Consider the following 20,955-nt stretch of genomic DNA (forward strand, 5'->3'; position numbering starts at 1 on the left):
CATCGCAGGGCCGCGGTGCAGCGGCCGGATGGGGAGGACGACAATGCGCAGAACACTCGGGTGGGGCGTGGCCGCAGCGGCCATGCTCGTTGCAGCGGCGACGCCGGCCGGGGCGGCAGAGCACCGACCGGCGCGGGTGACCGGATCGGCGGAGTTCGCCCTACCGTACGGGCAGGACGATGACGTGCAGTCGTTCACCTTCGACGCCCGGTCGGCGCCGTACAGCCGCCCGCTCCCGATTCCGAGAGGGGGGCACGGCAGCCCCGCGGACGCGGCGGGCACAGTGCGCGTCTCACACTGGCTGTCCGCAACCGACATCACCGTACGGTGGGAGGCGTCGGTGGACTGCATGATCACCAGCCCTGGCCATGCGACTCTGACCGGCATCGTCACCCGCGCCGACCAGGGGGCAAGTGACTTCGTCGGCAAGCGTGTCGGTTTCAGCGTGCAGGACGGCGGGCGCCACGGCGACCGGGTCGGCTTCACCTGGTCAGCCAGCTTCGACCAGGACGAGGCGGGCCAATGGGGCCCGGCCCGAATCGGTACGTGCCTCGCGCCGGCCGCATTCGCCACTGTGACGCGCGGCAACTTCACAGTGCGGCACGCCGAACTGACGGCGCCGCCGGAGAGCGAGTGACCCTGCCCCGTGACAGGGAAAATTGTTCCGGGCCGTGTCGATCCGTCGGCCGCTCGTTCGACGTGGGGATGCTGGGGCCGGGAGGCGGCCCCGTCGGATGAGGAGAACGCGATGTCGAAGTACATGTTGATCATGCGGGGCACCGATGAGACGAACGCGGCCATGATGGCCAACCTCGACGAAATGATGGCCACCACCCGCCAGTTCATCGAGGACATGATGAAGGCGGACGTTCTCGTCGCGGCCGAAGGGCTGGACGATCCGCGTCAGGGCGTCGTGGTCGACTTCGGCGGCGAGGCACCGGTGGTCACCGACGGCCCGTACGGCGAGACCAGGGAGTTGTTCGGGGGCTACTTCCTGCTCGATGTCGCCACGAAGCAGGAGGCGGTCGAGTGGGCCAGGCGGGTCCCGGCGGTCCGCGGGTCCAAGATCGAGGTCCGGCGGGTGGCCGAGGCCGACGAGGTCCCGCAGGGCGGCGAGAGCAGCGGCCAGATCTGATGGGTACGGCGGACGTCGAGGCCGTCTGGCGGATCGAGTCGGCGCGGATCGTCGCCGCGCTGACCCGGTTCACAGGTGACTTCGGGCTGGCCGAGGACGCCGCCCAGGAGGCGGTGGCCGAGGCGCTGGTGTCCTGGCCGCGTGCCTCTCCGGCCAACCCGGCCGGGTGGCTGATGGCCACGGCCCGGCGGCGGGCGATCGACGCGATCCGCCGCCGGGTCGCCCTCCAGGAGCGGTACGCCCTGTTGGCGGCCGATCCCGCACCCGACCAGGAGATCGACAGTGACCGGATCGACGACGACGTGCTGGCGTTGATGTTCGTCAGCTGCCATCCGGTGCTCTCCCGTGAGGCACGGGTGGCGCTGACCCTGCGGGTGGTCGGCGGCCTGTCCAGCGAGGAGATCGCCCGCGCGTTCCTGGTGCCCGTGCCGACCGTGCAGGCCCGCATCACCCGGGGCAAGAAGACGATCGCGGCGGCCGGAGTGCCCTTTGAGCTGCCACCGGCCGGCGAGCGCCGGGAGCGGCTGGGCGGTGTGCTCAGCGTCCTCTACGTGATCTTCACGGAGGGCTCGACGGCCACGTCGGGCGACCGGCTGCTGCGCCCGGACGTGGCGTACGAGGCGATCCGGCTGGCCCGCACGCTTGCCGCGCTCCAGCCGGACGAGCCGGAGGTGCACGGTCTGCTCGCCCTGTGCGAGCTGACGGCCGCGCGCTTCCCGGCCCGCACCGATCCGGACGGCGCCCCGATCCTCCTCGAGGACCAGGACCGCCGGTTGTGGGACGTCCCGGCGATCCGCCGTGGGCTGGCCGCGCTGGCCAGGGCGTCGCGGCAGTGCCTCGGCCCCTATGGCCTACAGGCCGCGATCGCGGCCACCCACGCGTCGGCGCCCTCGGTCGAGGAGACCGACTGGGCCCGGATCGCCCGGCTCTACGGGGCGCTCGGCCGGGTCGCACCCTCGCCGGTGGTCGACCTCAACCGGGCCGTCGCCGTCGCCATGGCCTCCGGACCGGCGCCGGCTCTGGCCATCGTGGACGAGTTGATCGCCTCCAACCGGCTCCCCGGTTCACACCTCGTGCCGACCGTACGCGGTGAGCTGCTGACCCGCCTCGGCCGGCTTCCGGAAGCCCGCGCCGAGCTGGAGCTGGCCGCCCGCCTCTGCGCCAACCAGCGCGAACGCTCGGTGCTGCTGCGCAAGGCGGCCACGCTGAGCTGACTCCTCCACAACCCCCGGCCGGCACCTGATCGCCGCTCGCCTGCCCGTGGCCGCAGGCTCAGATCTGCGTTCTCGCCTGCTCGATGTGCCGTTTGATGGCGTGCGCACCATGTGTGTGCGCGATGGTGTCCGCCTCGTCGAGGGTGGCGAGCGCGTCCGCTCGACGGTCCTGGGCGGCGGCGATGTAGGCCAGCCCGATCATGTTAGAGGCCACTCCCGGCAGCGCCCCGACCTCCCGGCGCAGCCGGGTCGACTCCTCCAACCGCTCGCGCGCCTCGTCCAGCCGGCCAGCCGCGTGCGCAGCGATGCCCAGGTGGCGTAGCGCCTCGGACCGGGTCGACGTGTCGCCGGTCTCCGCCGCCAGTCGGCAGGACCGCTCCAGGTACGGAACCGCGGTCTCGTCGTCACGCCGGATGAACTGGTGCAGACAACCGATCCAGAACAACGCCTCGGCTTCGCCGCGCGGGTCCCCCAGTGCCCGGTACAGCTCGAGCGCGCGCTCGAACAGAAGCAGTTCGGAGGGATCCTCGGTAGGCGACGAGTCACCGTCGGCGGGGGCGCCCTGAAACCGGGCGTGCAGAATCATCCCCCGCGCCAACGCCGCATCAGCCTCGACGGCGTGCAGGCCCTGCTCGGCGTCGATCAGCCCGCTGGTGTCGCCGCCGAACACCGCCCGTTCATAGATTTCTCGGGCCCGTACGATCCGATCGTCGGTGCTCATCGTCGCCCCCGCTGGCATCGCCACTACCTGCTAGGCCCGGCAGTCTAGTCGGCAGACCGTCTGGCCGGCCCGCCCGAACACCCAGATCAGGAAGCCGGATGATCATCGAGAATGTCGCGTTCCCCGCCGGTCAGCACTGTGAGACCACCACCCTCGGTGCCCTTTTGCGCCACGAGGGCCTGGACCTGTCCGAGCCCATGCTGTTCGGCCTCGGCGAAGGTCTGGGCTTCGTCTACTGGGATGCCAGGAGCATGGACTTTCCGTTCCTCGGTGGCCGTACCAAGCCGACCACGATCACCCGGTCCGTGGCCGACCGGCTGGGCCTGACATTGCAGATCCAGGAGACCGCATCACCCGCCAAGGCGTGGCGGAACGTCGCCGCCTCCCTCGCCGCCGGACGCCCGGTCGGCCTGCAACTGGACTCCTACCACCTGGACTACTTCACCACGAAGGTCCACTTCGGGGGCCACTTCGTGGCCATGTACGGCTACGACGACACCCACGCCTGCCTGATCGACACGGCTCAGCAGGGCGGCGCGGTGACGACCACACTGACGAGCCTGGCGCAGGCCCGCAACGAACGCGGTCCGATGACCGCCCGCCACCTCTCCTACACCGTCGCCAGCCCGACCGGCCAGCCGGACCTGGGCACCGCCATCCGGGCCAGCATCCGCAGCAACGCCGACACCTTTCTCAACCCACCCATCGCCAACCTCGGCCACCGGGGCATCGCCAAGGCGGCCCGGCAGGTCACCCGGTGGCTGGACCGCTCCCGCGACCCGTCACGCGACCTGCCGCTCGCCGCGACGCTGATGGAACACGGCGGAACCGGCGGCGCCCTGTTCCGCGCCATGTACCGCGACTTCCTCGCCGAGTGCGCCACGATCGTCGACAACGGCGACCTCCGCCTGGCTCACCAGATGTACGCCGAGATCGCCCCGATGTGGACCGAGGTCTCCCACCACATCGCGCTAGCCGGACAGACCTGCGACCCGGACCATCTCACCCACGCCTCGGCGATCCTCAGCGAACTCGCCGACCGGGAACGCCAGGCGATGCAGATCCTGTCCGGCATCCGCACCGACTGACCGCCTCCAGATCCTCCGCGGCAATGACAGCCGACCGGCGTGCAACCCCCGGGCGGGAGGGCCGCGTCGTACGGCCGTGAGAGTCAGCGCAGAGAACAGACCCGTGATGGTCGCCGGAGAGGACAGAACCCGGTGAGGCGGGCCGACGAGACCGACTTCCACGACTTCGTCGCGCGCCGGATGGATCGCTGGCGACGCAGCGCGTTCCTGCTCTGCCAGGACTGGCACACCGCCGACGACGTCGTGTCGGTGACCGTGGCGAAGCTCTACCGGAACTGGCGCACGGCGGGTCGGGCGGACAACCGGGACGCGTACGCCCAGCGGGTCCTGACCCGCGCCTGGCTCGATGAGCGGCGCCGGCCCTGGAAGCGGCGGGAACAGGCGAGCGCGACGCTGCCGGACGTGGCCGCGGCGGCCCCGGAGACGGTCACCGACCGCGAAGGACTCGCCGCGCTGCTGCGTTCCCTCGGCCCGAAGCAGCGGGCAGTGCTCGTGCTCCGCTTTTACCTGGACTGCTCGGTGGAGGAAACCGCGCAGATCCTCGGCATCTCCACCGGCACCGTCAAGAGTCAGTCGGCCCGCGGGCTGGCGAACCTGCGCGCCGTCGTCACCGGCCACTCCTGAGGAAGAGGCAGCAGATGGGTCACCAGTTGTTCGATGAGTTGATCGGGACGCCTCCGCCTCCCCAGGTGGACGTGGAGGGCATCGTCCGGCGCGAGCGGCGCGCGAGCCGTGCCCGGCTGGCCGGCGGTCCGCTGGCCGCTGTCCTGGCGCTGGCGGTCGGCGTCGGCATCGCCGTACACGATCAGGAGCCGGCTCGGTCGCTGGCCGCGCCCTCCCCCACCGCCGTGGGCACCGGCTTCCGCCTGGTCTTCGACACCGACGAGAGCGCCGAGGCCAGCGCGAAGCGCCTCGGCGCGGAGTTCGATGCCGCGCTGAGTGCGGTGGCGCCCGGGTCGACGTGGTTCTGGATCCCCAACCACGTGGGCGAGGCACGCCAGCCGGACGGGCGGCCGCCCGTGTTCACCCACAACGGCCGGGACGACATGGTCGACGGCGGATCCGGCCTGTCGTATCGGGGCCGGAAGGGTCCGCTGGGAGTGTCGATCTACCCCGACGTCCTCGAACCGGGACCGACCGGCCAGCCCGTCGATCCTTCGGCGCCCGACGGGCCCGCCGGATTCCACTGGCCGTGCGAGCTGCCGGAGGGCGCGGGAGACAACCGCTACCACCGCGTCTGCGTGGCCGGGACGACCCCCGGCGGCCTCCGGATGAAGACCGAGACGCTGACCGGGAAGCGGACCGCGAGCCTGCAGCACATCGTCTCGATCCAACTGCCGGGCAACCGGGCGCTCAGCGCGAGTGTCAGCAACATGGTGGGGGTCGACGAGCGGGCAGTCGCCGCGCAGCCGGAGCCACCGCTCTCCGCCGAGCAGCTCAGGGCCGTCGCGGTACGGGTCGCCGAGCGGATCAGGGCCTGAGGGTCGGGATAATCAGGAGCTCTCGATCGCCTGAGCTGGAGGTCTCCATGCGCGTCGTCCGCATCCTGCCCAACCTTCCGGTGGCTGACGTCAGCGCCGCGAAGGGCTTCTACACCGACTTTCTCGGCTTGAGCACCGAGGCGTTCAACCTGGGTTGGGTGGCCCGCTACACCTCGTCCGACCCCGACGTGGCCGTGCAGCTCGTCTCCGGCGACGCCACCGCACCCGAGGATTCGGTCATCAGCGTGCAGGTGGACGACGTGGACGGCGCCTATGCCGAGGCACAGCGGCTCGGCTACGACATTGTGCACCCGCTGACGACCGAGCCGTGGGGCGTGCGCAGGTTCTTCGTCCGCGCCCCGGACGGCAACGTCATCAACGTGGCGGCGCACCGCTCCTGAAGCGGTGCTGACAATCCCGGGGGATTGACCCTCACCGAAGCCCGATGTTAACTGCACATCAGCGATGTGGATCGATGTTCATCCGGTAGCCGTCAACCCGGCACGGTGGCACCGCTCCGCGTCGTCTCGACATCGCCCTCGTTTCGGCGGACGTGGGCACACCGGGGCAACTCCCGGGGTGCGAGACCTGCATCCGCGACGATCCAGAGGAGATCGTGTCGATGAAGATGAAGATGACGCCGCCGCTACGAATCGCGCTCGCTGTTCTGCTCGCCGGTGGCGTCGTCGCCGTCGGACCGGCTGGACCAGTGACCGCGGCACGCACGGCATCGACTGCGGCCGAGGCCGCACCGCTGGGCAAGGTCCTGGTCTTCTCCAAGACCGCCGGCTTCCGCCACTCCTCCATCCCGAACGGCATCGCCGCCATCCAGCAGCTCGGCGCGGCGAACGGCTTCACCGTCACCGCCACCGAGGACGCGGCGACCTTCACCACTGCCAACCTCGCGCAATACCAGGCGGTGGTCTTCCTCAGCACCACCGGCGATGTGCTCAACTCCGCCCAGCAGGGCGCGTTCGAGGCGTACGTGGCCGCCGGCGGTGGTTTCGTCGGAGTGCACGCCGCCGCCGACACCGAGTACGACTGGCAGTGGTACGGCGGGCTGGTCGGCGCCTACTTCGCCTCGCATCCGGCCACCCAGCAGGCGACAGTGCGAGCCGAGGACCGGGCCAACGCCTCGACCGCGCACCTGCCGTCGACCTGGACCCGCACCGACGAGTGGTACAACTACCGGGCCAACCCCCGCTCGGCGGTCAAGGTGCTGGCCAGCCTCGACGAGTCGTCGTACACGGGTGGGTCGATGGGCGGCGATCACCCGATCACCTGGTGCCACAGCTACGGCGGCGGACGCTCCTGGTACACCGGCCTCGGCCACACCGAGCAGAGCTACACCGACCCGAACTTCACCCGGATGCTGCTCGGCGGCATCCAGGTGGCGGCCGGGGCGGTGGCGGCCGACTGCCGGCCGGAGCCCGGCTACACCCCGCTGTTCGACGGCACCCAGGCCAGCCTCGGGCAGTGGCGGCAGGCGGGGCCGGGCGGCTTCACGCTGACCGACGGCACCCTCACGTCGAATGGCGGCATGGGGTTGCTCTGGTACCCGGTGCGCACCTTCGCCAACTACTCGCTCAAGGTCGACTGGATGATGCCGGGCGACGACAACGGCGGGGTCTTCATCGGCTTCCCCGATCCGCAGGGCGACCCCTGGGCCCCGGTCGCCGCCGGTCACGAGATCCAGATCGACGCCACCGACGGCGACCCGACGCGCACCACCGGCAGCGTCTACAGCTTCCAGGCACCTGACCAGGCCGCCCGCGCTGCGGCGCTCAAGCCACCCGGCTCCTGGAACACCTACGAGATCGGCGTGCACGGCCAGCGGGTCGAGATCTGGCTCAACGGGGTCAAGATCAACGACTACGTCAGCAGCCGGGCCATCGCCAACGGCTACATCGGGTTGCAGAACGACGGCGCCGGAATGGACATCAACTACCGCAACGTACGGATCAAGACCGACGGCCCGAGTGAGCCACCCGCCACCGACCTGGCCCGGGGCCGGCCGATCACGGCGTCCAGCGTCGAACCGGGCAGCGTGCACGCGGCGGGCAACGCCGTGGACGGCAACACGACCACCCGCTGGGGCAGCGCGTACGCCGACCCGCAGTGGATCACCGTCGACCTGGGCGCCACGTACGCGATCAACCGGGTGCGGTTGGCCTGGGAGACGGCCCACGCGCGGGCGTACCAGGTGCAGGTCTCGCCGGACAACGTCACCTGGTCACCGGTGCACGCCACGACCACCGGAGACGGCGGCGTCGACGACCTCACGGTCACCGGCACCGGTCGTTACCTGCGGGTGTACGGCACCCAACGCGCCACCCAGTGGGGCTACTCGCTGTGGGACCTGAACGTCTACGGCACCGCCGCCGGCGGCACCCTGCTCTCCCGGGGCCGGCCGGTCACCACGTCGAGTGTGGAGCCGGGCAGCACACACGTGGCCGGCAACGCCGTGGACGGCAACGCCACGACCCGCTGGGGCAGCGCGTACGCCGACCCGCAGTGGATCGCCGTGGACCTCGGCGCCTCCCGCACCCTCGACCGGGTCCGGCTGACCTGGGAGGCGGCGTACGCGCGGGCGTACCAGATCCAGGTCTCTCCGGACAACCTCACCTGGACGCCGGTGCACACCACGACCACTGGCGACGGTGGTGTGGACGACATCGCCATCTCGGCCACCGGCCGCTACCTGCGCGTCCACGGCACCCAGCGGGCCCTGCCCGCGTACGGCTACTCGCTGTGGGAGCTGGAGGTCCACGGCAGCTGAGCGTGAGCCGGCTAGCGCAGTTCCGCGATCCTGGCCCGGGTGTCGGCCGGGGCCTCGGGGTGCCCGCGCTCGACGTCGGCCCGGACGTCGGCCACGGTCCTGCCGGCCAACTCTCGCCGCCAGGCCAGGTCGGCACCCCGCATGGCCTGGGCGAACGCGCAGGACTGTCGATAGTCGACACCCGTGTGCTCGCCCGGGCCCTTGCGGAGGATCTGGTCGCACTGGAACAGCTCCTCCGGGCCCTCGATCGCGGCCACGATGTCCAGGAGTGAGATCGCCGCCGGAGTCCGGGCCAGTTGGAAGCCTCCGCGCGGCCCCGAGGTCGAGGTGAGGATCCCGGCCCGGGCCAGGGCCTGGAGCTGCTTGTTCAGGTACGCCGGCGGCAGCTCGTAGAACGCCGCGAGGGTGCTGGTCGGCACCGGGGCGTCCAGCCAGCTCAGATTGAGGCACGTGTGGAGGGCCCATTCGACGCCCTGACTCATCCGCATATTCCTGGACTCTACCTGTCCAGGATTTGTGACGATCACCATGATCGCTGGCGTCGGCAGATCCTGGACATCTAGTGTCTAGGAATCGACGGACGACGAAGGAGCCGACAATGACTTTGGTACGCGCAGCCCAGGCCGAGGTTCTCGACAGCGACCCGGCCAGCGTGATCACACTGCTCCTCGACCCCGAGCACACCGGCGGCGCCCTGACCAGCAACCGCACAGTGCTCAAGCACGGCACTGACGGTGCGCCCCCGCACCTGCACATCCACTCCGGTGAGCTGTTCTTCGTGCTCGACGGCGCCCTCGAGATGCTCGTCGACGACGAACTGCACACCCTTCACCAGGGAGACGCGCTCTTCGTCCCGCCGAACACCCCGCACGCCTTCGCCCCCGCCGACGGCCGGGACGCCGACTTCCTCGTCGTGATCACCCCCGGAAAGCCCCGGTTCGACTACTACCGACTGCTCGACAAGGTGCACCGGGGCGAAGCCACCTGGCAGGACGTCGGCGAAACCCAGGACCGCTACGACAACCACTACGTGGACAGCCCGTTGTGGGCCGGCCGACGAGGCTGACCGGCGCGACCTGCCCGGGCAGACGGTGACCGCAGACGACAGTTGCCCCGTCGGCGCGGGCGACCGCACCGACGGGGCAACGACTGTCGGACTGGCGCTACCTCTTGGCGATCCTGATCGTCGCGGTGCGGTAGTTGTCGCGCCTGTCGTTCTTCGTCGGGTCGTAGTTCTTCTCGATGTTGCCGGCGCTGTCGACCGAGAACCAGTTGAACGTCGTCGTCTCGGTCACGTGGAACACCTGCCCCGGCTCACGGAACTCCGTCGCCGCGTAGCGGGGTGACTCGAGCGTGGGTCGGCTGCCGTCGGTCGTGTAGTAGATGGTGGCCGGCTCGCTGGTCTCGAAGTGCACGTCGACAGGCCCGGAGTAGCGCCCCGCGCCCGGAACCAGCTGCGATGTCGGGTCCTTCTTGTCCCTGCCCCAGTCCGCCGCGACCCGGAACATCTCCATGATCCCGTTGGCGTACTCCATCGTCTCGGCGTGACCACTGACAAGCTCGGGGTTGCCATCCCACTCCGGCTGGAACGAACCGCCCTGCCAGGCACCGGTAGCCGGGTTGTAGACGGAGCCGCCGACCTCCCAGCCGAACGCGTAGATCCCGTACGTGTGGTACAGGTCCTCGCGTACGTTGCCCGCCGAGGAGTAGAGGACGTCGGACGAGCCGCCGACGTTCTCCGGCGTGACGACGGTTTCCCGGTGCGCCTTGACCTGCGACAGGATCCGGGCGGCGGACTGCCAGTAGAACGCCTCGTCACCCAGCGGCGGACGCGGCGTGGTGATCCGGCCGTCCGCGATGTAGGCGCCGGGCTGCCAGAAGAGCTGACCGCCGTTGGAGTGCACCGACATCATGAACTTGATGTTCTTGTACTTCTCGACCAGCCAGACGATGTTCTTCGCCTCGGGCTCGGACAGCTCCTCCGGGCCCTGGTAGGTGTCGCTGACGCAACTGGTCGACGCACCCGCGTAGCCGTCGTGCCCCGACCCGACCCGGTAGTTCCGGTTCAAGTCCACGCCCCACGAGTTGCGTCGACCCGGATCGGCGTTGGCGTCCGGGCAGTGGTTGGTCAGGTTCCGGCGCTGGGAGGCGAAGTTGTAGAAGCTGTAGTTCGCCCCGTCGGGGTTGTTCGACAGGATGAAGAAGACGTCGGTGTTCTCGACGATCTTCTTCGTCTCCCGGTCGGACCGGTAGTTGTGCACCAGACGTTCGGCGGACTCCAGGCTCGTCGTCGCCGGCACCCACTCGCGGGCGTGGTCCTGCGCCTGGATGAGGACACCAGGCTTCTTACCGTCACGGTGCTTGCCGATCCGCAGGACCGGGATCGTGGCCGGGCCACGCGGCACCTCCCCCGCTGGTGCGCCGACCCGCTTCTGGTCGAGGAAGTCGGTCAGCGCGACCGGCCCGGCCGTCGGTGCGACGATGCCGGTGCCCTCGTTGGTGCGGTACGGGTGCGCACGGTCGATGAGCCCCGCCGAGCGGGTCCGCAGCGCCTCGGCCACCTCGGCGGCCGTGCTCGTCGGCGCACCCGAGGCGTCAGTGGCGAGCAGGACACGGACCGCCGTGCCGGTGACCTCCACCGCCAGCGGGAGATCCGGGTCGGGGCGGTCCACGAAGTCCACAGTGATGTCGTTGCCGCCCTGGTGACCCCACGCCGCCGAGGTGACGACCACCGCCGCCTGCCCGGTGCCGCCGATCTGGGCCTGCGCCTTGCGTTGGTACCCGTTCGTCTGGTTCGGCAGGTAGACGATCTCGGCGATGTCCGGGTACTGGCGGGCGATCTCCTTGGCGCGGCTGTAGAGCTGCTGCGGATGCCGGTAGCCGTCCACGAAGTCCGACTTGTAGGACGGGTTCGCCGTCAGCGGCGGCGGGGCGTCCTCCAACCAGTTGGAGACGACGCCGGTCGTGACGCCACCGGTGGAGCTCGTCACCTGGATCTTGCTGGGGCGCACGTCGAGCTTGAACAGGTTCCGGTGGAACATGTACTGCCCGGAGTCGACGAACCGGCTCATCGTCCGGGCGAAGCCGAACGGCGTGCCCTTCCCCGAGTCGTTCTCCACCTGCATCCCGACGATCGGGTCCGCCTGTTGCCCCTCGGTGGTCCGCGCCTCGACGTAGAGGAAGCCCTGCCCCTTTGTGGTGAACCAGTCCGCGCGGACGACCCGTACCGTCGCCTCGTGGTTCGCCGGCTGGACCGTCCGCGCGCTGGCCACGCCGATGCCGCCATCGGCCTCGTCGCTCCAGGCGAAGCCGGCGTCGTCGCCGAGCACCTCGACGCCCATCGCCGTGAGTTCGGTGACCTGCTCGGCGCTCACCACCGCCTCGCCCTCGATGCCGTTCGGCACGCGCCGGAGGCCGTGCTCCAGGTCGAAGCCGGCCGCGGCCACCTTGTCCAGCATGTCAGCGCCGGTCAGCCGGATGTGGACGAGGCGTACCGATTCACGATCCTCAGGTTGGGATCGGCTGGCGGCGGCTGACGACCCCGTGGGATCCGCGCCCGCGGGGCCGGTCGTCACGAGGACGCTGCCCACCAGGGTGGACAGTGCGAGAAGCGCGATACGCCGTTGATGACGCCGCATATCCCCTCCTTCTGCTTACGACGGGTGATTGCCGGCGGGCCGGGTCCGGTGAGCGTATGTGCGATCAGGGCCGCAGCGGTTCACGTCGATCGAATTTGAGCATTCCTTGAGGCGACCGCCGCCGATCCCGCTCCGCGCGTCCGTCCCCCGGTCGACCCGTCCCCCGGCGGAGGGAGCCCTTCCCCATCTGTCGGGGAGGAGAGCTGACCCGCAGCCAGCGATCGTTGGTCCATGGCTGTCGTCGAGAAACCGAGCCGTACCAGACCGTGGGCGCTGGCGTGCGTCGTGTTCGTCGCCGCCGCGGTGGCGCAGCGGCTGTACTGGATCGCGGGTGGCCGGTGGGGATACACCGCCTGCGATCGCACCGAACTTGTCGACCCGGCCGGCGGGTGCGGCGCGGACCAGGTCGTGACGGTGCCGTTCTGGTCGGGGTGGGGAGCGCTGGGAGTCGGCGTCGGCCTCGCGGTGGTGCTCGGCTGCACGGTCCGGTTTCCCGGCAAGTGGGCGACCGCCGGTAGCTGGGCTGCGGCCGCGCTGCTCCTGGTGGTCGCGTTCCCGCTGCACCTGGTCTTCGAGGTCCCGGCGGCGCTGGCGGGTCGGCCCTCGGATTGGCGTGACCTCGGAGCCCGGCTCGTACTGGTGGCCGGTGGCGTCCTGTTCGCCGGGCTCGCGAATGCATCCGGGCCCCGGCGCGGACCGGTCGCCGCCGGCTACCGACCGGTGCCACGGTGGACACGCCGCTGGGCGTACGTCGCCGTCGCGCTGCCCGTGGTCGGCTGGGCCGTGCCCCACGCGCTGTGGGTGCTCGGCATGCCGGTCGGCATCTCCGAGCGGGCACTGAACGACATCGAGCGGGACCTCTCCACGCCGACGGGGGTGGCGATCACGCTCGTCCCGCCGCTCGCCGGCCTGCTCGTTCTCGGGCTGGTACAGCGGTGGGGGCAGCAGTTTCCGTTTTGGGTGCCGGGACTCCACGGTCGACAGGTCCCCCGACGGCTGGCGGTGATCCCGGCCGGCGTGGTGGCACTCACGCTGGTCACCTACGGCGTGCTCAGCATCGCGGTGCTCGTCGGGGAACTACTCGCAGGTGACACCCGCTGGTCCGACGTGTGGGACGGATGGGCCGTCACCGCCACGCTGCTGGTCTTCCTCGGCTGGGGAGTGTCGTTGGCCGTCACCACCACCGGCTACGCCCTCACCACCTCGGCCAAGACCTCCATGACCGACCTTCCAGGATCGGAGCACCCATGAGCACCACCGACACTGCCCGCGTCTCGACCGCCGTCCCGCCACGGTGGGCGGTCTGGGCCGCCTACGCCGTACCGCTCTGCGTCCTGCCGTCCGCACTCTGGCGACTGTCGTTGGTGTTCACCGACGATGCGGTCACACAGTGGTACATGATCTTCCTGTCCGTGCTGTCGATGGGACTGGCCCTGTTGACACTCGGGCTGGTGCACAGGTGGGGACAGCGATTTCCGCACTGGTTGCCCCGCGTCGGAGGCCGCCGCGTCCCCGCGCGTCCGGTCGTGCGCGTCGCGCTGATCGGCGGCTGGTCGCTCGTCGCCATCTGCGTCTACTTCCTTCTGAACCAGAGGTTCCACCTCGTGCAGAGCACCTGGGTAGGCATCGGCGACGACGAACCGGTGCACCCGGCTCCCGGCTGGGAGGTGCTCCGCTACTACGCCCCGATGCTCGGGTGGGGACCGCTCGTCATCGCCGTGGCGGCCGACTACGGCCGGCGCGCAGCCATTGTTCGAAGAATGGAGAAGCCATGACAATCCGCAGGTTGCTTGTCGCCATACTCGCCGGGGTCGTGACGGTGGTCGGTGCCCCGGCATCGGCGCGGGCCGACGACCAGGACCCACCCGAGGTGCCGGCCACGCCGGGCGCGTGGATCGCCGGCGTCGGCGGCTTCGTCTACGACGAGCCCGGCTTGGTCGATCATCAGATCCGGTTCGGCGTCCTGGGCTGGGTCGATCGCCACGGGACAGGCCACGGCGTGTTCCGCTTCCGGCACGCGCTGCCCGACGGGAGCGTGGCGAGCGAGGGACACGCCGAGGTGACGTGCGTCAGCGTGGTGGGCGACACCGCACTGGTAACCGCTGTCGTCCCGGAAGGCGGCAGCCCAATGGTCAACCACGTCTTCGCTATCAAGATCATTGAGGGCGGTCCGGGTCGAGCCGACCAGATCGAAACGCTCCAGGCCGGCGGCGATCCGAACAGACCCGCCAAGCGGTACTGCATCGACACCGCCCCGTACAACCTCGTTCGCTACCCGGTCCGACCCGGCGGCTACGCGTTCGGGTCGTAACGGTTCCGCCAGGATCGCCCCTGCGGGAGCGGGGCGTCCGGTCCTATCCTTGCGCGGTGTCGTACGCCGATCTCACTGTCGCGCAGTGGAACGACCTCGCCGACGGGGCTGCGCGCCGCCTCTCCGAGGAGATCGCCGACCGGCACGGTCTGACCGTGCCGGTCGGCCTTCAGGACACGGTGTACGCGGGGCGGTCGCACCGGGTGGCGTTGTTCGAGCGGGACGGGATGCGGTTCGCGCTGGTGCCCGGCGGCCGACCCACGCTCGGTCACGACGCGGCCCGTTTCCGGCCCACCCCTCACCAGCTGGCCAGCTACGCCGACAGCGCCGAGGAGTACGGCCTTCCACCGCTGGCCGAGTACGTCGACGCGACGACCTCGCCAGTGCGCAGCGTCGAGTTGCCGGCGATGCTGGTCGCCGTGGAGGCGTTCAACCCCTGCGAGGTCTCGCTGACGCCGGACGACCCCCGGGTGCTCAACCTCATCGCGTCGAAGAGGGCTCAGCTGGACGGCGTGAGCCAGTCGGCACGCCACCGCGAGACCAACCTGTGGGGTTTGACGATCGGGCAAGATCCGTACAGGCACGAGGCGACCATCGAGCGCACTACCGTGTGCGGCGGCGACGGCGGCAGCACCACCTGCGGCGGCAGCGGCTTCTTCTTGGGGTGGCTCGCCCTCGCGACCGCCTACCGGGACAAGGACTTCGGCCAGTGGCTCGCCTCTGACAAAGGGGGTACGCCGCTGAGATCTTGACCCGGCCCGTCATGGACCCGAGCTGAGCCCACAGCTGCTGACCGCTTCGCAGCGGCAATTCCGCGCAGCCAGCGCTTCAAAAAGCGCAGGACTCGACGAGATTCCTAGTGCACGCTTAGCGGCATGGAGCCCGCGTACCCCTGTGTGTGCTGCGGATATCGCACGCTCTCGGAGCCACCGGGTTCTCATGAGATCTGTCCCGTGTGCGGGTGGGAGGACGACGTCTACCAACTGCGCTGGCCGTATCGGACGGGCGGCGCGAACGAACGCTCGTTGTTCGATGCCCAGCGGAGCTTCACTCCGTCCGTGTCCAGCCCCGATGCCAGCCGTACGCAGACCCGCGCCGACGTAGCCGATTTCGAGCGGGAACCCCTCTGGCGGCGCATCGATGATCGCCGCGACCGGTTCGAGCCACGCGGCGGGATTCTGGCCCCGTGGCCGGACGATCGGACGGTCCTGTATTGGTGGCGGCGCCGCACCCTGAGAGCCTGGTGGGAGGACGTCACACCCAGCGCCCTCACCTATGGTGAGGACGGCGACAATCAGGTCGTCGGGTTCGTCGCTGCCGTGCGTGCTGTCGCCGACGCGACGCCGCCTGCCGATCCTGACAACCTCTCTGGCATGGCGATCGACTTCGACCACTACCTCTGGCGCTGCCGATCGATACGACAGGTGACCGTGTCCAGCAGTGCGGACCCTGCCCGTCAACTGACCGCCCACTGCCTCGCCGAACAAGCCGCGTCGCCGCACCAGGTCGCAGCGGAACTCGAAGATGTGTGGCTGCGGGACCTCCGCTACCAGCGCTGGGAGGCTCACCTGCTGCAAATCACGCCGGCCTCGGTGGATCTCCACGTGGCGACCATGAACAGCCAAGGCGGCTACTACATCACCGCTTCGATCATCACACGATGGTCCGGCAACGCCGAGGCGCCGACAGAGGCAGCGTCCCCGGTCAGAACGTGGCGATCGGGTTGACCGGGCTGCCGGACGTGCCGGAGAAGCGGACCGGTGCGACCGCCAGCTGAAAGTCCCACTGGCCGAGTTCGGCAGCCGTCGTCGCGCACGCCTCCAGGTCGCAGTTGTCGAGCATCCACAGACCCATCGCGACGAGACTCACGGCGTGGACCGGCATCAACACGTCGTCGTACCCCGACGGTTGAACGTCCTGGGGCGTGTCAGCGCCGATCAGCGCCACGCCCCGTTCGTGCAGCCACGGCAGGCAGGACGCGTGCCAGCCGGCCTGCGTGAAGCCGCTGGCCGCACCGTTCTCGTGCCGGAAACAGCCATAGCCGGTCCGCAGGAGTACCGCGTCGCCGGGTCGCACCTGCACACCCTGGCGACGCTCGGCCTCCACGAGATCGTCGGGATACACGCCCTCCCCCGGCTCCAGCCACGGCACACCGCGGGCCGCCGCGACGTCCAGCAGGACACCACGCGTGACGATCCCGGTCGCGGCCGCCGTGACAGCCGCCCATGCCGAGCCCGTCGCGGCGTCGACAAACGAGTGCGACCGCCCGTTGTACATCGTGCCGTCCCAGTAGATGTGGCACGGCGAGTCGAGGTGGGTGATGGTGTTGCCGTGGTACGAGATGCCGAGCCGCTCGGACGAGAAGCCCCAGCGCCGGTCGGCGTGGAAGGCGGGCGGCATGTTCTCCGCACCCGGCATGTCGGCGGTGCACGGGCACGTCGTCGTCGACCGCTCCATGTCTGCCGGTGCGGCGACCTCCCACGCGCAGGACACACTCCTGCCGTGCCGCACGGCCCGCGCCGCCGCGAGCCGGACATCGTCGGTGATGTGGTTCAGCGTTCCGCGCTCGTCGTCGTCGCCCCACCGCCCCCAGTTCGACAGCGTGTCGAAGTACCCGAGCACGTCGTCCTGGGTCGGCATCGGTCGTCCTGCCGTCATGTCAGCACCGACTCCTCTGGTCACGCGGTTCGAGGCACCGCCGGTCAGGGTAGCCCGCCGCTTGATCGACGGGTGATCGCAGGCAGCGCAGGTCTGTTCTACTCACTGAACTCGGTCACGGAGAGCGCCTCGTTCAGCCGACCGGCGGCCAGGTCGTCGTGGCGGATGACGAAACTGCCGTAGTAGAACTCGTCGGCCAGGGAGAACCGGGCGAGCGACACCCATTCGCTCGTCAGCTGGTGCTGCTCCTTCTCCAGCTGGGAGTACCACCGCGCCACCGGGATGACGCTGAGCATGATGCCATCGAGGTACGACGAGAGGAACACCCTTCGACCCGCAGGAATGTCTCGGCAGGCCGCTAACCCGGCAGGGGACGAGATATCGCTCTGGCGGGGGAGGCTGTGCGCCGTGCGGTGGTGCGATGGTCAGGCCATGACCGGTGGCCGGCAGTGGCGGGTAGGTCGCGGGCGTCGGTGCTGGCAGTTGCGGCCGAGCGGGGCGGGTTGGAGTGACGATGACGAAGCGTGCTGTCCGGGTGGCGCGGATGTTCGACGGCGAACGGCTCGTGGACGGCGGGGTGCTGGTCCTGCTCGACGAGGGGCGCATCGCCGAGGTTCACCTGGGTAACGCCGAGGCGCCGGAAGGCTGGTCGGTGCGCGAGGAGCCGAACGGCACGCTGCTGCCCGGCCTGGTCGACGCGCACGTGCACCTGTGCGCCGACGCCGGGCCCGACGCGCTCGGCCGGCTCGCCGATCGTCCCGAGTCGGACCTCGACGGGGTCGTCGAGGCATCACTGCGTACGCACCTGGCGGCCGGCGTCACGACGGTCCGGGACCTGGGCGACCGGCGTGACGCGGTGCTCCGTTGGCGGGATCGGGGGGTGCGTCACGACCTTCCGACGGTGGTGGGGTCGGGCGCACCGCTCACCAGCGTCGGCGGGCACTGCTGGTCGCTGGGGGGTGAGGCGAGCGGTGTCGACGGGCTCCGCGAGGCCGTACGTCTGCGGGCGGCGGTCGGCGCCGATCTGGTGAAGGTCATGGCCAGCGGCGGGGTGTTCACCCCGGGCACCGACACCACGAGACCGCAGTTCACCGACGAGGAGCTGACCGCCGCGCTGACGCAGGCCCACGATCTGGGCCTGCCGGTGACCGCGCACGCGCACGCGCTCAGCGCGGTCGAGCAGGCGCTGCGCGTCGGTGTGGACGGCATCGAGCACTGCACCTGCGTCACCGCGGCCGGCGCCCGTGTTCCCCCAGAGCTCGCGGATCGACTGGCCGCGTCCGGGGTGGCGGTCTGTGCCACGCTCGGCACCGACCCGGCCGTGGTCACGCCAGCGGAGGTGGTGGAGATGGCGGCGCGGGCCGGGCTCAGCGAGGCCGCGCTGCGGGACGGCGTTGCCACCCTGCACCGGGCCGGGGTCCGCCTGGTGGCCGGTTCGGACGCGGGCCTCGGCCCCGCGAAGCCGCACGGGATCCTGCCCGAGACGCTCGTCGAGTACGTGGTCTGCGGCATGTCCGCCACCGCCGCCCTCGCCGCGGCGACTTCGGTCGGCGCCGAGGTGTGTGGCCTGGGGCGACGCAAGGGCCGCGTCCGCCCCGGGTTCGACGCCGACCTGCTGATCGTGGACGGCGATCCGACGAGCGACATCACTCTGCTGCGCCGTCCGCTCGCGGTGTACCTCGCCGGTGACCTCGTGAGATGAGGGTCTCGCCGGGTCAGGACGCGCGGAGCTGCTCGCGGAACCAGGCCCGGTCGGGGTTGACCACAGCCCGATCGCCGAGCACGACGGTGGGCACCGTCTCGTTGCCGCCGGCCACCGCCCGAACGGCGGCGGCAGCGGCCGGGTCGTGCCAGATGTCGACCCAGTGCGCCCGCCGGGCGAGCCGGCCGAGGGAGAACCGGAGCCGCAGGCAGTAGTGACAGCCGGGACGCCAGTAGACGATCGGCCGGCCGTCCACCGCGCTGGCCCGTTGCGCCTCGTCGGCGCCCATCGAGCGGGGAAAGGCCCACGGCGACAGCAGCAGCGCCAACGCCAGGAAGACCAACAACTCGACGCCGCCGACGACGGGCAGACCGGCCGTCAGTTGCGTCACCGCCACCAGCACGCCGAACGCCGCCACCAGGATCGCCGGAACCCACCGTCGAAGCACGTCGAGGACCCTACCTCCAGGTACGCGATGCCCGCTGTTCCGGCCAGGTGAGCGACCGCCAGACCTTGACAGATATCGATGTTAACGCCAACATGAACTCCGCCACCTGGTGGCAACGCCACCGTCACATTCCCAGCCCTTCGCGCCTCTCCCCCGGCCCTGCCCGACGTCGCCGCGCGGCGTCGACCGGCTCGGCTACGGCGTCGCCGCGGTGCTACAGGTGCTGGTCAATGGCCGTTCCCAATCCCGCGGAGGACAGATGCCGCTGCCATCCCCTCGAACCGACCCGAACACCCGCCGAGCCATCCGCCGGGAGCCCGCCGGCCGCAGCGGCTCCCGGTGTCTCCGGTCGGCGCTGGCCGCGGTGCTGGTGGTCCTCGCCGTGTCGGCCGGCCTGCCCGTGGCCGGGCCGGCGCAAGCCGCACCGTCCGTGAACTACACCAACCCGTTGGTGAACCAGCGGGCCGACCCGCACATCTTCCGGCACACCGACGGCTACTACTACCTGACCGCGACGGTGCCGCAGTACGACCGGATCGTGCTGCGCCGGGCCACCACACTGCAGGGTTTGGCGACGGCTGCGGAGACGACGATCTGGAACCGCCACACCAGCGGAGAGATGGGTGCCCACATCTGGGCGCCGGAGATCCATTTCATCAACAACCGCTGGTACGTGTACTTCGCAGCGGGCCGCACCGACGACGTGTGGCGGATCCGGATGTACGTGCTGGAGAACGCCAACGCCAATCCGCTGACCGGTTCGTGGACGGAACGCGGCCGCATCACGACACCCTGGGACACCTTCAGCCTGGACGCCTCGACCTTCGTCGCCAACGGGGTGCGCTATCTGACCTGGGCACAGCAGGAGCCTTCGATCGGAAACAACTCCAACGTCTATCTCGCCCGGATGGGTGCCAACCCGTGGCAGATCACCGGCACGGTGACCCGGCTGGTCGTGCCGACGTACGACTGGGAGACCCGCGGCTACCGGGTGGCCGAGGGCCCGGCGGTGATCCAACGCAACGGCCGGATCTTCCTGACCTACTCGGCCAGCGCCACTGACGCCAACTACTGCCTCGGGATGCTGAGCGCCTCCGCCACCGCGAACCTGCTCGACGCCGCCTCCTGGAGCAAGAGCCCCAGCCCGGTGTTCGCCAGCAACGCGGCCACCAGCCAGTACGGCCCCGGCCACAACTCGTTCACCGTCTCCGAAGACGGGCAGAGCGACATCCTCGTCTACCACGACCGGAACTACCGCGACATCACCGGCGACCCGCTCAACGACCCGAACCGACGCACGCGGCTGCAGAAGGTGTACTGGAACGCCGACGGCACGCCGAACTTCGGCATCCCGGTGCCCGACGGGGCCACACCGGTGCGGCTGCGCTCACATGACCAGGCCAGCAGCTACATCCGGCACTACGACTACCGGGCACGGATCGAGCCGAACGTGGCCAACCTGGCCGACTCCCAGTTCCGCATCGTCACCGGCCTCGCCGGCGGCGGATCGGTGTCGCTGGAGTCGACGAACTTCCCCGGTTACTACCTACGCCACCGGGGCTACGCGCTGTACGTGGAAAAGAACGACGGCTCGGCGCTCTTCGGCGGCGACGCGAGCTTCCGTCGCCAAGCCGGCCTCGCCGACAGCGCGGGGATCTCCCTGGAGTCGCAGAACTTCCCGGGCCGCCACGTGCGCCACCGTGACGGACTGCTCTACATCGAGGCGGTCGGTTCGAGCGCCGAGCGCGCCTCGGCCACCTTCCACCTGGAGTAGGAGGAG

General features: G+C 70.2%; 22 protein-coding genes and 1 pseudogene. 17 read left to right on the top strand and 6 right to left on the bottom strand.

Going from position 1 to position 20,955, the window contains the following annotated elements; translation table 11 throughout:
• Nucleotides 1-43: 43 nt before the first annotated feature.
• The 3 genes from IW249_RS29885 to IW249_RS29895 all read left to right on the top strand — a co-directional run bounded on the left by IW249_RS29885 (nt 44) and on the right by IW249_RS29895 (nt 2,349).
• Nucleotides 44-637 carry a hypothetical protein gene (locus IW249_RS29885; RefSeq protein WP_196923837.1) on the top strand — a complete coding sequence of 198 codons (594 nt, stop codon included), beginning with the start codon at nt 44-46 and terminating at the stop codon, nt 635-637.
• 111 nt (nt 638-748) lie between these two features.
• Nucleotides 749-1,135, top strand: coding sequence for a YciI family protein (locus IW249_RS29890; protein ID WP_196923838.1), 387 nt, complete (start codon nt 749-751; stop codon nt 1,133-1,135).
• Complete coding sequence (locus tag IW249_RS29895) at nt 1,135-2,349, top strand: RNA polymerase sigma factor (protein ID WP_196923839.1); 1,215 nt, start codon at nt 1,135-1,137, stop codon at nt 2,347-2,349. The genes IW249_RS29890 and IW249_RS29895 overlap by 1 nt, the downstream gene beginning before the upstream one ends.
• Before the next feature lie 58 nt (nt 2,350-2,407).
• On the opposite strand, the gene IW249_RS29900 is transcribed toward IW249_RS29895, so the two are convergent.
• Complete coding sequence (locus IW249_RS29900; RefSeq protein ID WP_196923840.1) at nt 2,408-3,070, bottom strand: tetratricopeptide repeat protein; 663 nt, start codon at nt 3,068-3,070, stop codon at nt 2,408-2,410.
• Nucleotides 3,071-3,168: 98 nt separating this feature from the next.
• Between IW249_RS29900 and IW249_RS29905 the strand changes: the two genes are divergently transcribed.
• The 5 genes from IW249_RS29905 (at nt 3,169) to IW249_RS34550 (ending at nt 8,418) form a co-directional block, all read left to right on the top strand.
• Nucleotides 3,169-4,158 (top strand): BtrH N-terminal domain-containing protein, encoded by a 990-nt coding sequence (locus IW249_RS29905; protein WP_196923841.1) that lies wholly within the window; start codon nt 3,169-3,171, stop codon nt 4,156-4,158.
• Nucleotides 4,159-4,290: 132 nt separating this feature from the next.
• Entirely contained in the window at nt 4,291-4,782 is a 492-nt protein-coding gene (locus IW249_RS29910) for a sigma-70 family RNA polymerase sigma factor (RefSeq protein WP_307788752.1), read from the top strand.
• 14 nt (nt 4,783-4,796) lie between these two features.
• Nucleotides 4,797-5,639 carry a hypothetical protein gene (locus tag IW249_RS29915; RefSeq protein ID WP_196923842.1) on the top strand — a complete coding sequence of 281 codons (843 nt, stop codon included), beginning with the start codon at nt 4,797-4,799 and terminating at the stop codon, nt 5,637-5,639.
• A gap of 47 nt (nt 5,640-5,686) precedes the next feature.
• Nucleotides 5,687-6,040: a VOC family protein gene (locus IW249_RS29920; RefSeq protein ID WP_196923843.1), complete on the top strand. Its 354-nt coding sequence runs from the start codon at nt 5,687-5,689 to the stop codon at nt 6,038-6,040.
• A gap of 227 nt (nt 6,041-6,267) precedes the next feature.
• On the top strand, nt 6,268-8,418 hold the full coding sequence (locus IW249_RS34550) for a ThuA domain-containing protein (RefSeq protein WP_372433051.1): 2,151 nt from the start codon (nt 6,268-6,270) through the stop codon (nt 8,416-8,418).
• 11 nt (nt 8,419-8,429) lie between these two features.
• Here the strand turns inward: IW249_RS34550 and IW249_RS29930 are convergent, their stop codons facing one another.
• Nucleotides 8,430-8,906, bottom strand: a complete 477-nt coding sequence (locus IW249_RS29930; protein ID WP_231392704.1) for an RrF2 family transcriptional regulator — start codon at nt 8,904-8,906, stop codon at nt 8,430-8,432.
• 110 nt (nt 8,907-9,016) lie between these two features.
• Here IW249_RS29930 and IW249_RS29935 point away from each other — a divergent pair, with 110 nt between their 5' ends.
• Nucleotides 9,017-9,484, top strand: a complete 468-nt coding sequence (locus tag IW249_RS29935) for a cupin domain-containing protein (protein WP_196923845.1) — start codon at nt 9,017-9,019, stop codon at nt 9,482-9,484.
• 97 nt (nt 9,485-9,581) lie between these two features.
• On the opposite strand, the gene IW249_RS29940 is transcribed toward IW249_RS29935, so the two are convergent.
• Nucleotides 9,582-12,056, bottom strand: a complete 2,475-nt coding sequence (locus tag IW249_RS29940; protein WP_196923846.1) for a M14 family metallopeptidase — start codon at nt 12,054-12,056, stop codon at nt 9,582-9,584.
• A gap of 231 nt (nt 12,057-12,287) precedes the next feature.
• On the opposite strand from IW249_RS29940, the gene IW249_RS29945 reads away from it, so the two are divergent.
• From IW249_RS29945 to IW249_RS29965, 6 genes and pseudogenes are all read left to right on the top strand, one after another.
• On the top strand, nt 12,288-13,307 hold the full coding sequence (locus IW249_RS29945) for a hypothetical protein (RefSeq protein ID WP_196923847.1): 1,020 nt from the start codon (nt 12,288-12,290) through the stop codon (nt 13,305-13,307).
• Nucleotides 13,304-13,831, top strand: a complete 528-nt coding sequence (locus IW249_RS29950; RefSeq protein WP_196923848.1) for a hypothetical protein — start codon at nt 13,304-13,306, stop codon at nt 13,829-13,831. Before IW249_RS29945 ends, IW249_RS29950 begins: the two co-directional genes overlap by 4 nt.
• The gene (locus IW249_RS29955; protein ID WP_196923849.1) at nt 13,828-14,367 is read left to right on the top strand and encodes a hypothetical protein; all 540 of its coding nucleotides are present in this window, start codon (nt 13,828-13,830) and stop codon (nt 14,365-14,367) included. Before IW249_RS29950 ends, IW249_RS29955 begins: the two co-directional genes overlap by 4 nt.
• 56 nt (nt 14,368-14,423) lie before the next feature.
• On the top strand, nt 14,424-15,119 hold the full coding sequence (locus IW249_RS29960) for a hypothetical protein (protein WP_231392705.1): 696 nt from the start codon (nt 14,424-14,426) through the stop codon (nt 15,117-15,119).
• Nucleotides 15,120-15,242: 123 nt separating this feature from the next.
• Nucleotides 15,243-15,407 (top strand): annotated as a pseudogene (locus IW249_RS35275) (CPCC family cysteine-rich protein); the annotation flags it as partial.
• An 18-nt stretch (nt 15,408-15,425) separates the two neighbouring features.
• Complete coding sequence (locus IW249_RS29965) at nt 15,426-16,094, top strand: hypothetical protein (RefSeq protein WP_231392706.1); 669 nt, start codon at nt 15,426-15,428, stop codon at nt 16,092-16,094.
• Here IW249_RS29965 and IW249_RS29970 read toward each other — a convergent pair.
• Entirely contained in the window at nt 16,072-17,025 is a 954-nt protein-coding gene (locus IW249_RS29970) for a cyclase family protein (RefSeq protein ID WP_231392707.1), read from the bottom strand. The genes IW249_RS29965 and IW249_RS29970 overlap by 23 nt on opposite strands.
• A gap of 98 nt (nt 17,026-17,123) precedes the next feature.
• Nucleotides 17,124-17,351: a hypothetical protein gene (locus IW249_RS29975; protein ID WP_196923851.1), complete on the bottom strand. Its 228-nt coding sequence runs from the start codon at nt 17,349-17,351 to the stop codon at nt 17,124-17,126.
• Between the two features lie 188 nt (nt 17,352-17,539).
• Between IW249_RS29975 and IW249_RS29980 the strand changes: the two genes are divergently transcribed.
• On the top strand, nt 17,540-18,727 hold the full coding sequence (locus IW249_RS29980) for an amidohydrolase family protein (RefSeq protein ID WP_196923852.1): 1,188 nt from the start codon (nt 17,540-17,542) through the stop codon (nt 18,725-18,727).
• Between the two features lie 13 nt (nt 18,728-18,740).
• Here the strand turns inward: IW249_RS29980 and IW249_RS29985 are convergent, their stop codons facing one another.
• Nucleotides 18,741-19,175, bottom strand: coding sequence for a glutaredoxin domain-containing protein (locus tag IW249_RS29985; RefSeq protein ID WP_196923853.1), 435 nt, complete (start codon nt 19,173-19,175; stop codon nt 18,741-18,743).
• A 259-nt stretch (nt 19,176-19,434) separates the two neighbouring features.
• Between IW249_RS29985 and IW249_RS29990 the strand changes: the two genes are divergently transcribed.
• Nucleotides 19,435-20,949: a family 43 glycosylhydrolase gene (locus IW249_RS29990; protein ID WP_231392708.1), complete on the top strand. Its 1,515-nt coding sequence runs from the start codon at nt 19,435-19,437 to the stop codon at nt 20,947-20,949.
• Nucleotides 20,950-20,955 lie beyond the last annotated feature (6 nt).

The sequence above is a fragment of the Micromonospora vinacea genome (assembly GCF_015751785.1).
Lineage (GTDB): Bacteria > Actinomycetota > Actinomycetes > Mycobacteriales > Micromonosporaceae > Micromonospora > Micromonospora vinacea.

What these genes read in the sequence shown, in the direction of transcription:
- IW249_RS29885 (WP_196923837.1), top strand. Translation starts at nt 44, where the DNA reads ATGCGCAGAACACTCGGGTGGGGCGTGGCCGCAGCGGCCATGCTCGTT.
- IW249_RS29890 (WP_196923838.1), top strand. Translation starts at nt 749, where the DNA reads ATGTCGAAGTACATGTTGATCATGCGGGGCACCGATGAGACGAACGCG.
- IW249_RS29895 (WP_196923839.1), top strand. Translation starts at nt 1,135, where the DNA reads ATGGGTACGGCGGACGTCGAGGCCGTCTGGCGGATCGAGTCGGCGCGG.
- IW249_RS29900 (WP_196923840.1), bottom strand. Translation starts at nt 3,070, where the DNA reads ATGAGCACCGACGATCGGATCGTACGGGCCCGAGAAATCTATGAACGG.
- IW249_RS29905 (WP_196923841.1), top strand. Translation starts at nt 3,169, where the DNA reads ATGATCATCGAGAATGTCGCGTTCCCCGCCGGTCAGCACTGTGAGACC.
- IW249_RS29915 (WP_196923842.1), top strand. Translation starts at nt 4,797, where the DNA reads ATGGGTCACCAGTTGTTCGATGAGTTGATCGGGACGCCTCCGCCTCCC.
- IW249_RS29920 (WP_196923843.1), top strand. Translation starts at nt 5,687, where the DNA reads ATGCGCGTCGTCCGCATCCTGCCCAACCTTCCGGTGGCTGACGTCAGC.
- IW249_RS34550 (WP_372433051.1), top strand. Translation starts at nt 6,268, where the DNA reads ATGAAGATGACGCCGCCGCTACGAATCGCGCTCGCTGTTCTGCTCGCC.
- IW249_RS29930 (WP_231392704.1), bottom strand. Translation starts at nt 8,906, where the DNA reads ATGCGGATGAGTCAGGGCGTCGAATGGGCCCTCCACACGTGCCTCAAT.
- IW249_RS29935 (WP_196923845.1), top strand. Translation starts at nt 9,017, where the DNA reads ATGACTTTGGTACGCGCAGCCCAGGCCGAGGTTCTCGACAGCGACCCG.
- IW249_RS29940 (WP_196923846.1), bottom strand. Translation starts at nt 12,056, where the DNA reads ATGCGGCGTCATCAACGGCGTATCGCGCTTCTCGCACTGTCCACCCTG.
- IW249_RS29945 (WP_196923847.1), top strand. Translation starts at nt 12,288, where the DNA reads ATGGCTGTCGTCGAGAAACCGAGCCGTACCAGACCGTGGGCGCTGGCG.
- IW249_RS29950 (WP_196923848.1), top strand. Translation starts at nt 13,304, where the DNA reads ATGAGCACCACCGACACTGCCCGCGTCTCGACCGCCGTCCCGCCACGG.
- IW249_RS29955 (WP_196923849.1), top strand. Translation starts at nt 13,828, where the DNA reads ATGACAATCCGCAGGTTGCTTGTCGCCATACTCGCCGGGGTCGTGACG.
- IW249_RS29970 (WP_231392707.1), bottom strand. Translation starts at nt 17,025, where the DNA reads ATGACGGCAGGACGACCGATGCCGACCCAGGACGACGTGCTCGGGTAC.
- IW249_RS29980 (WP_196923852.1), top strand. Translation starts at nt 17,540, where the DNA reads ATGACGAAGCGTGCTGTCCGGGTGGCGCGGATGTTCGACGGCGAACGG.
- IW249_RS29990 (WP_231392708.1), top strand. Translation starts at nt 19,435, where the DNA reads ATGCCGCTGCCATCCCCTCGAACCGACCCGAACACCCGCCGAGCCATC.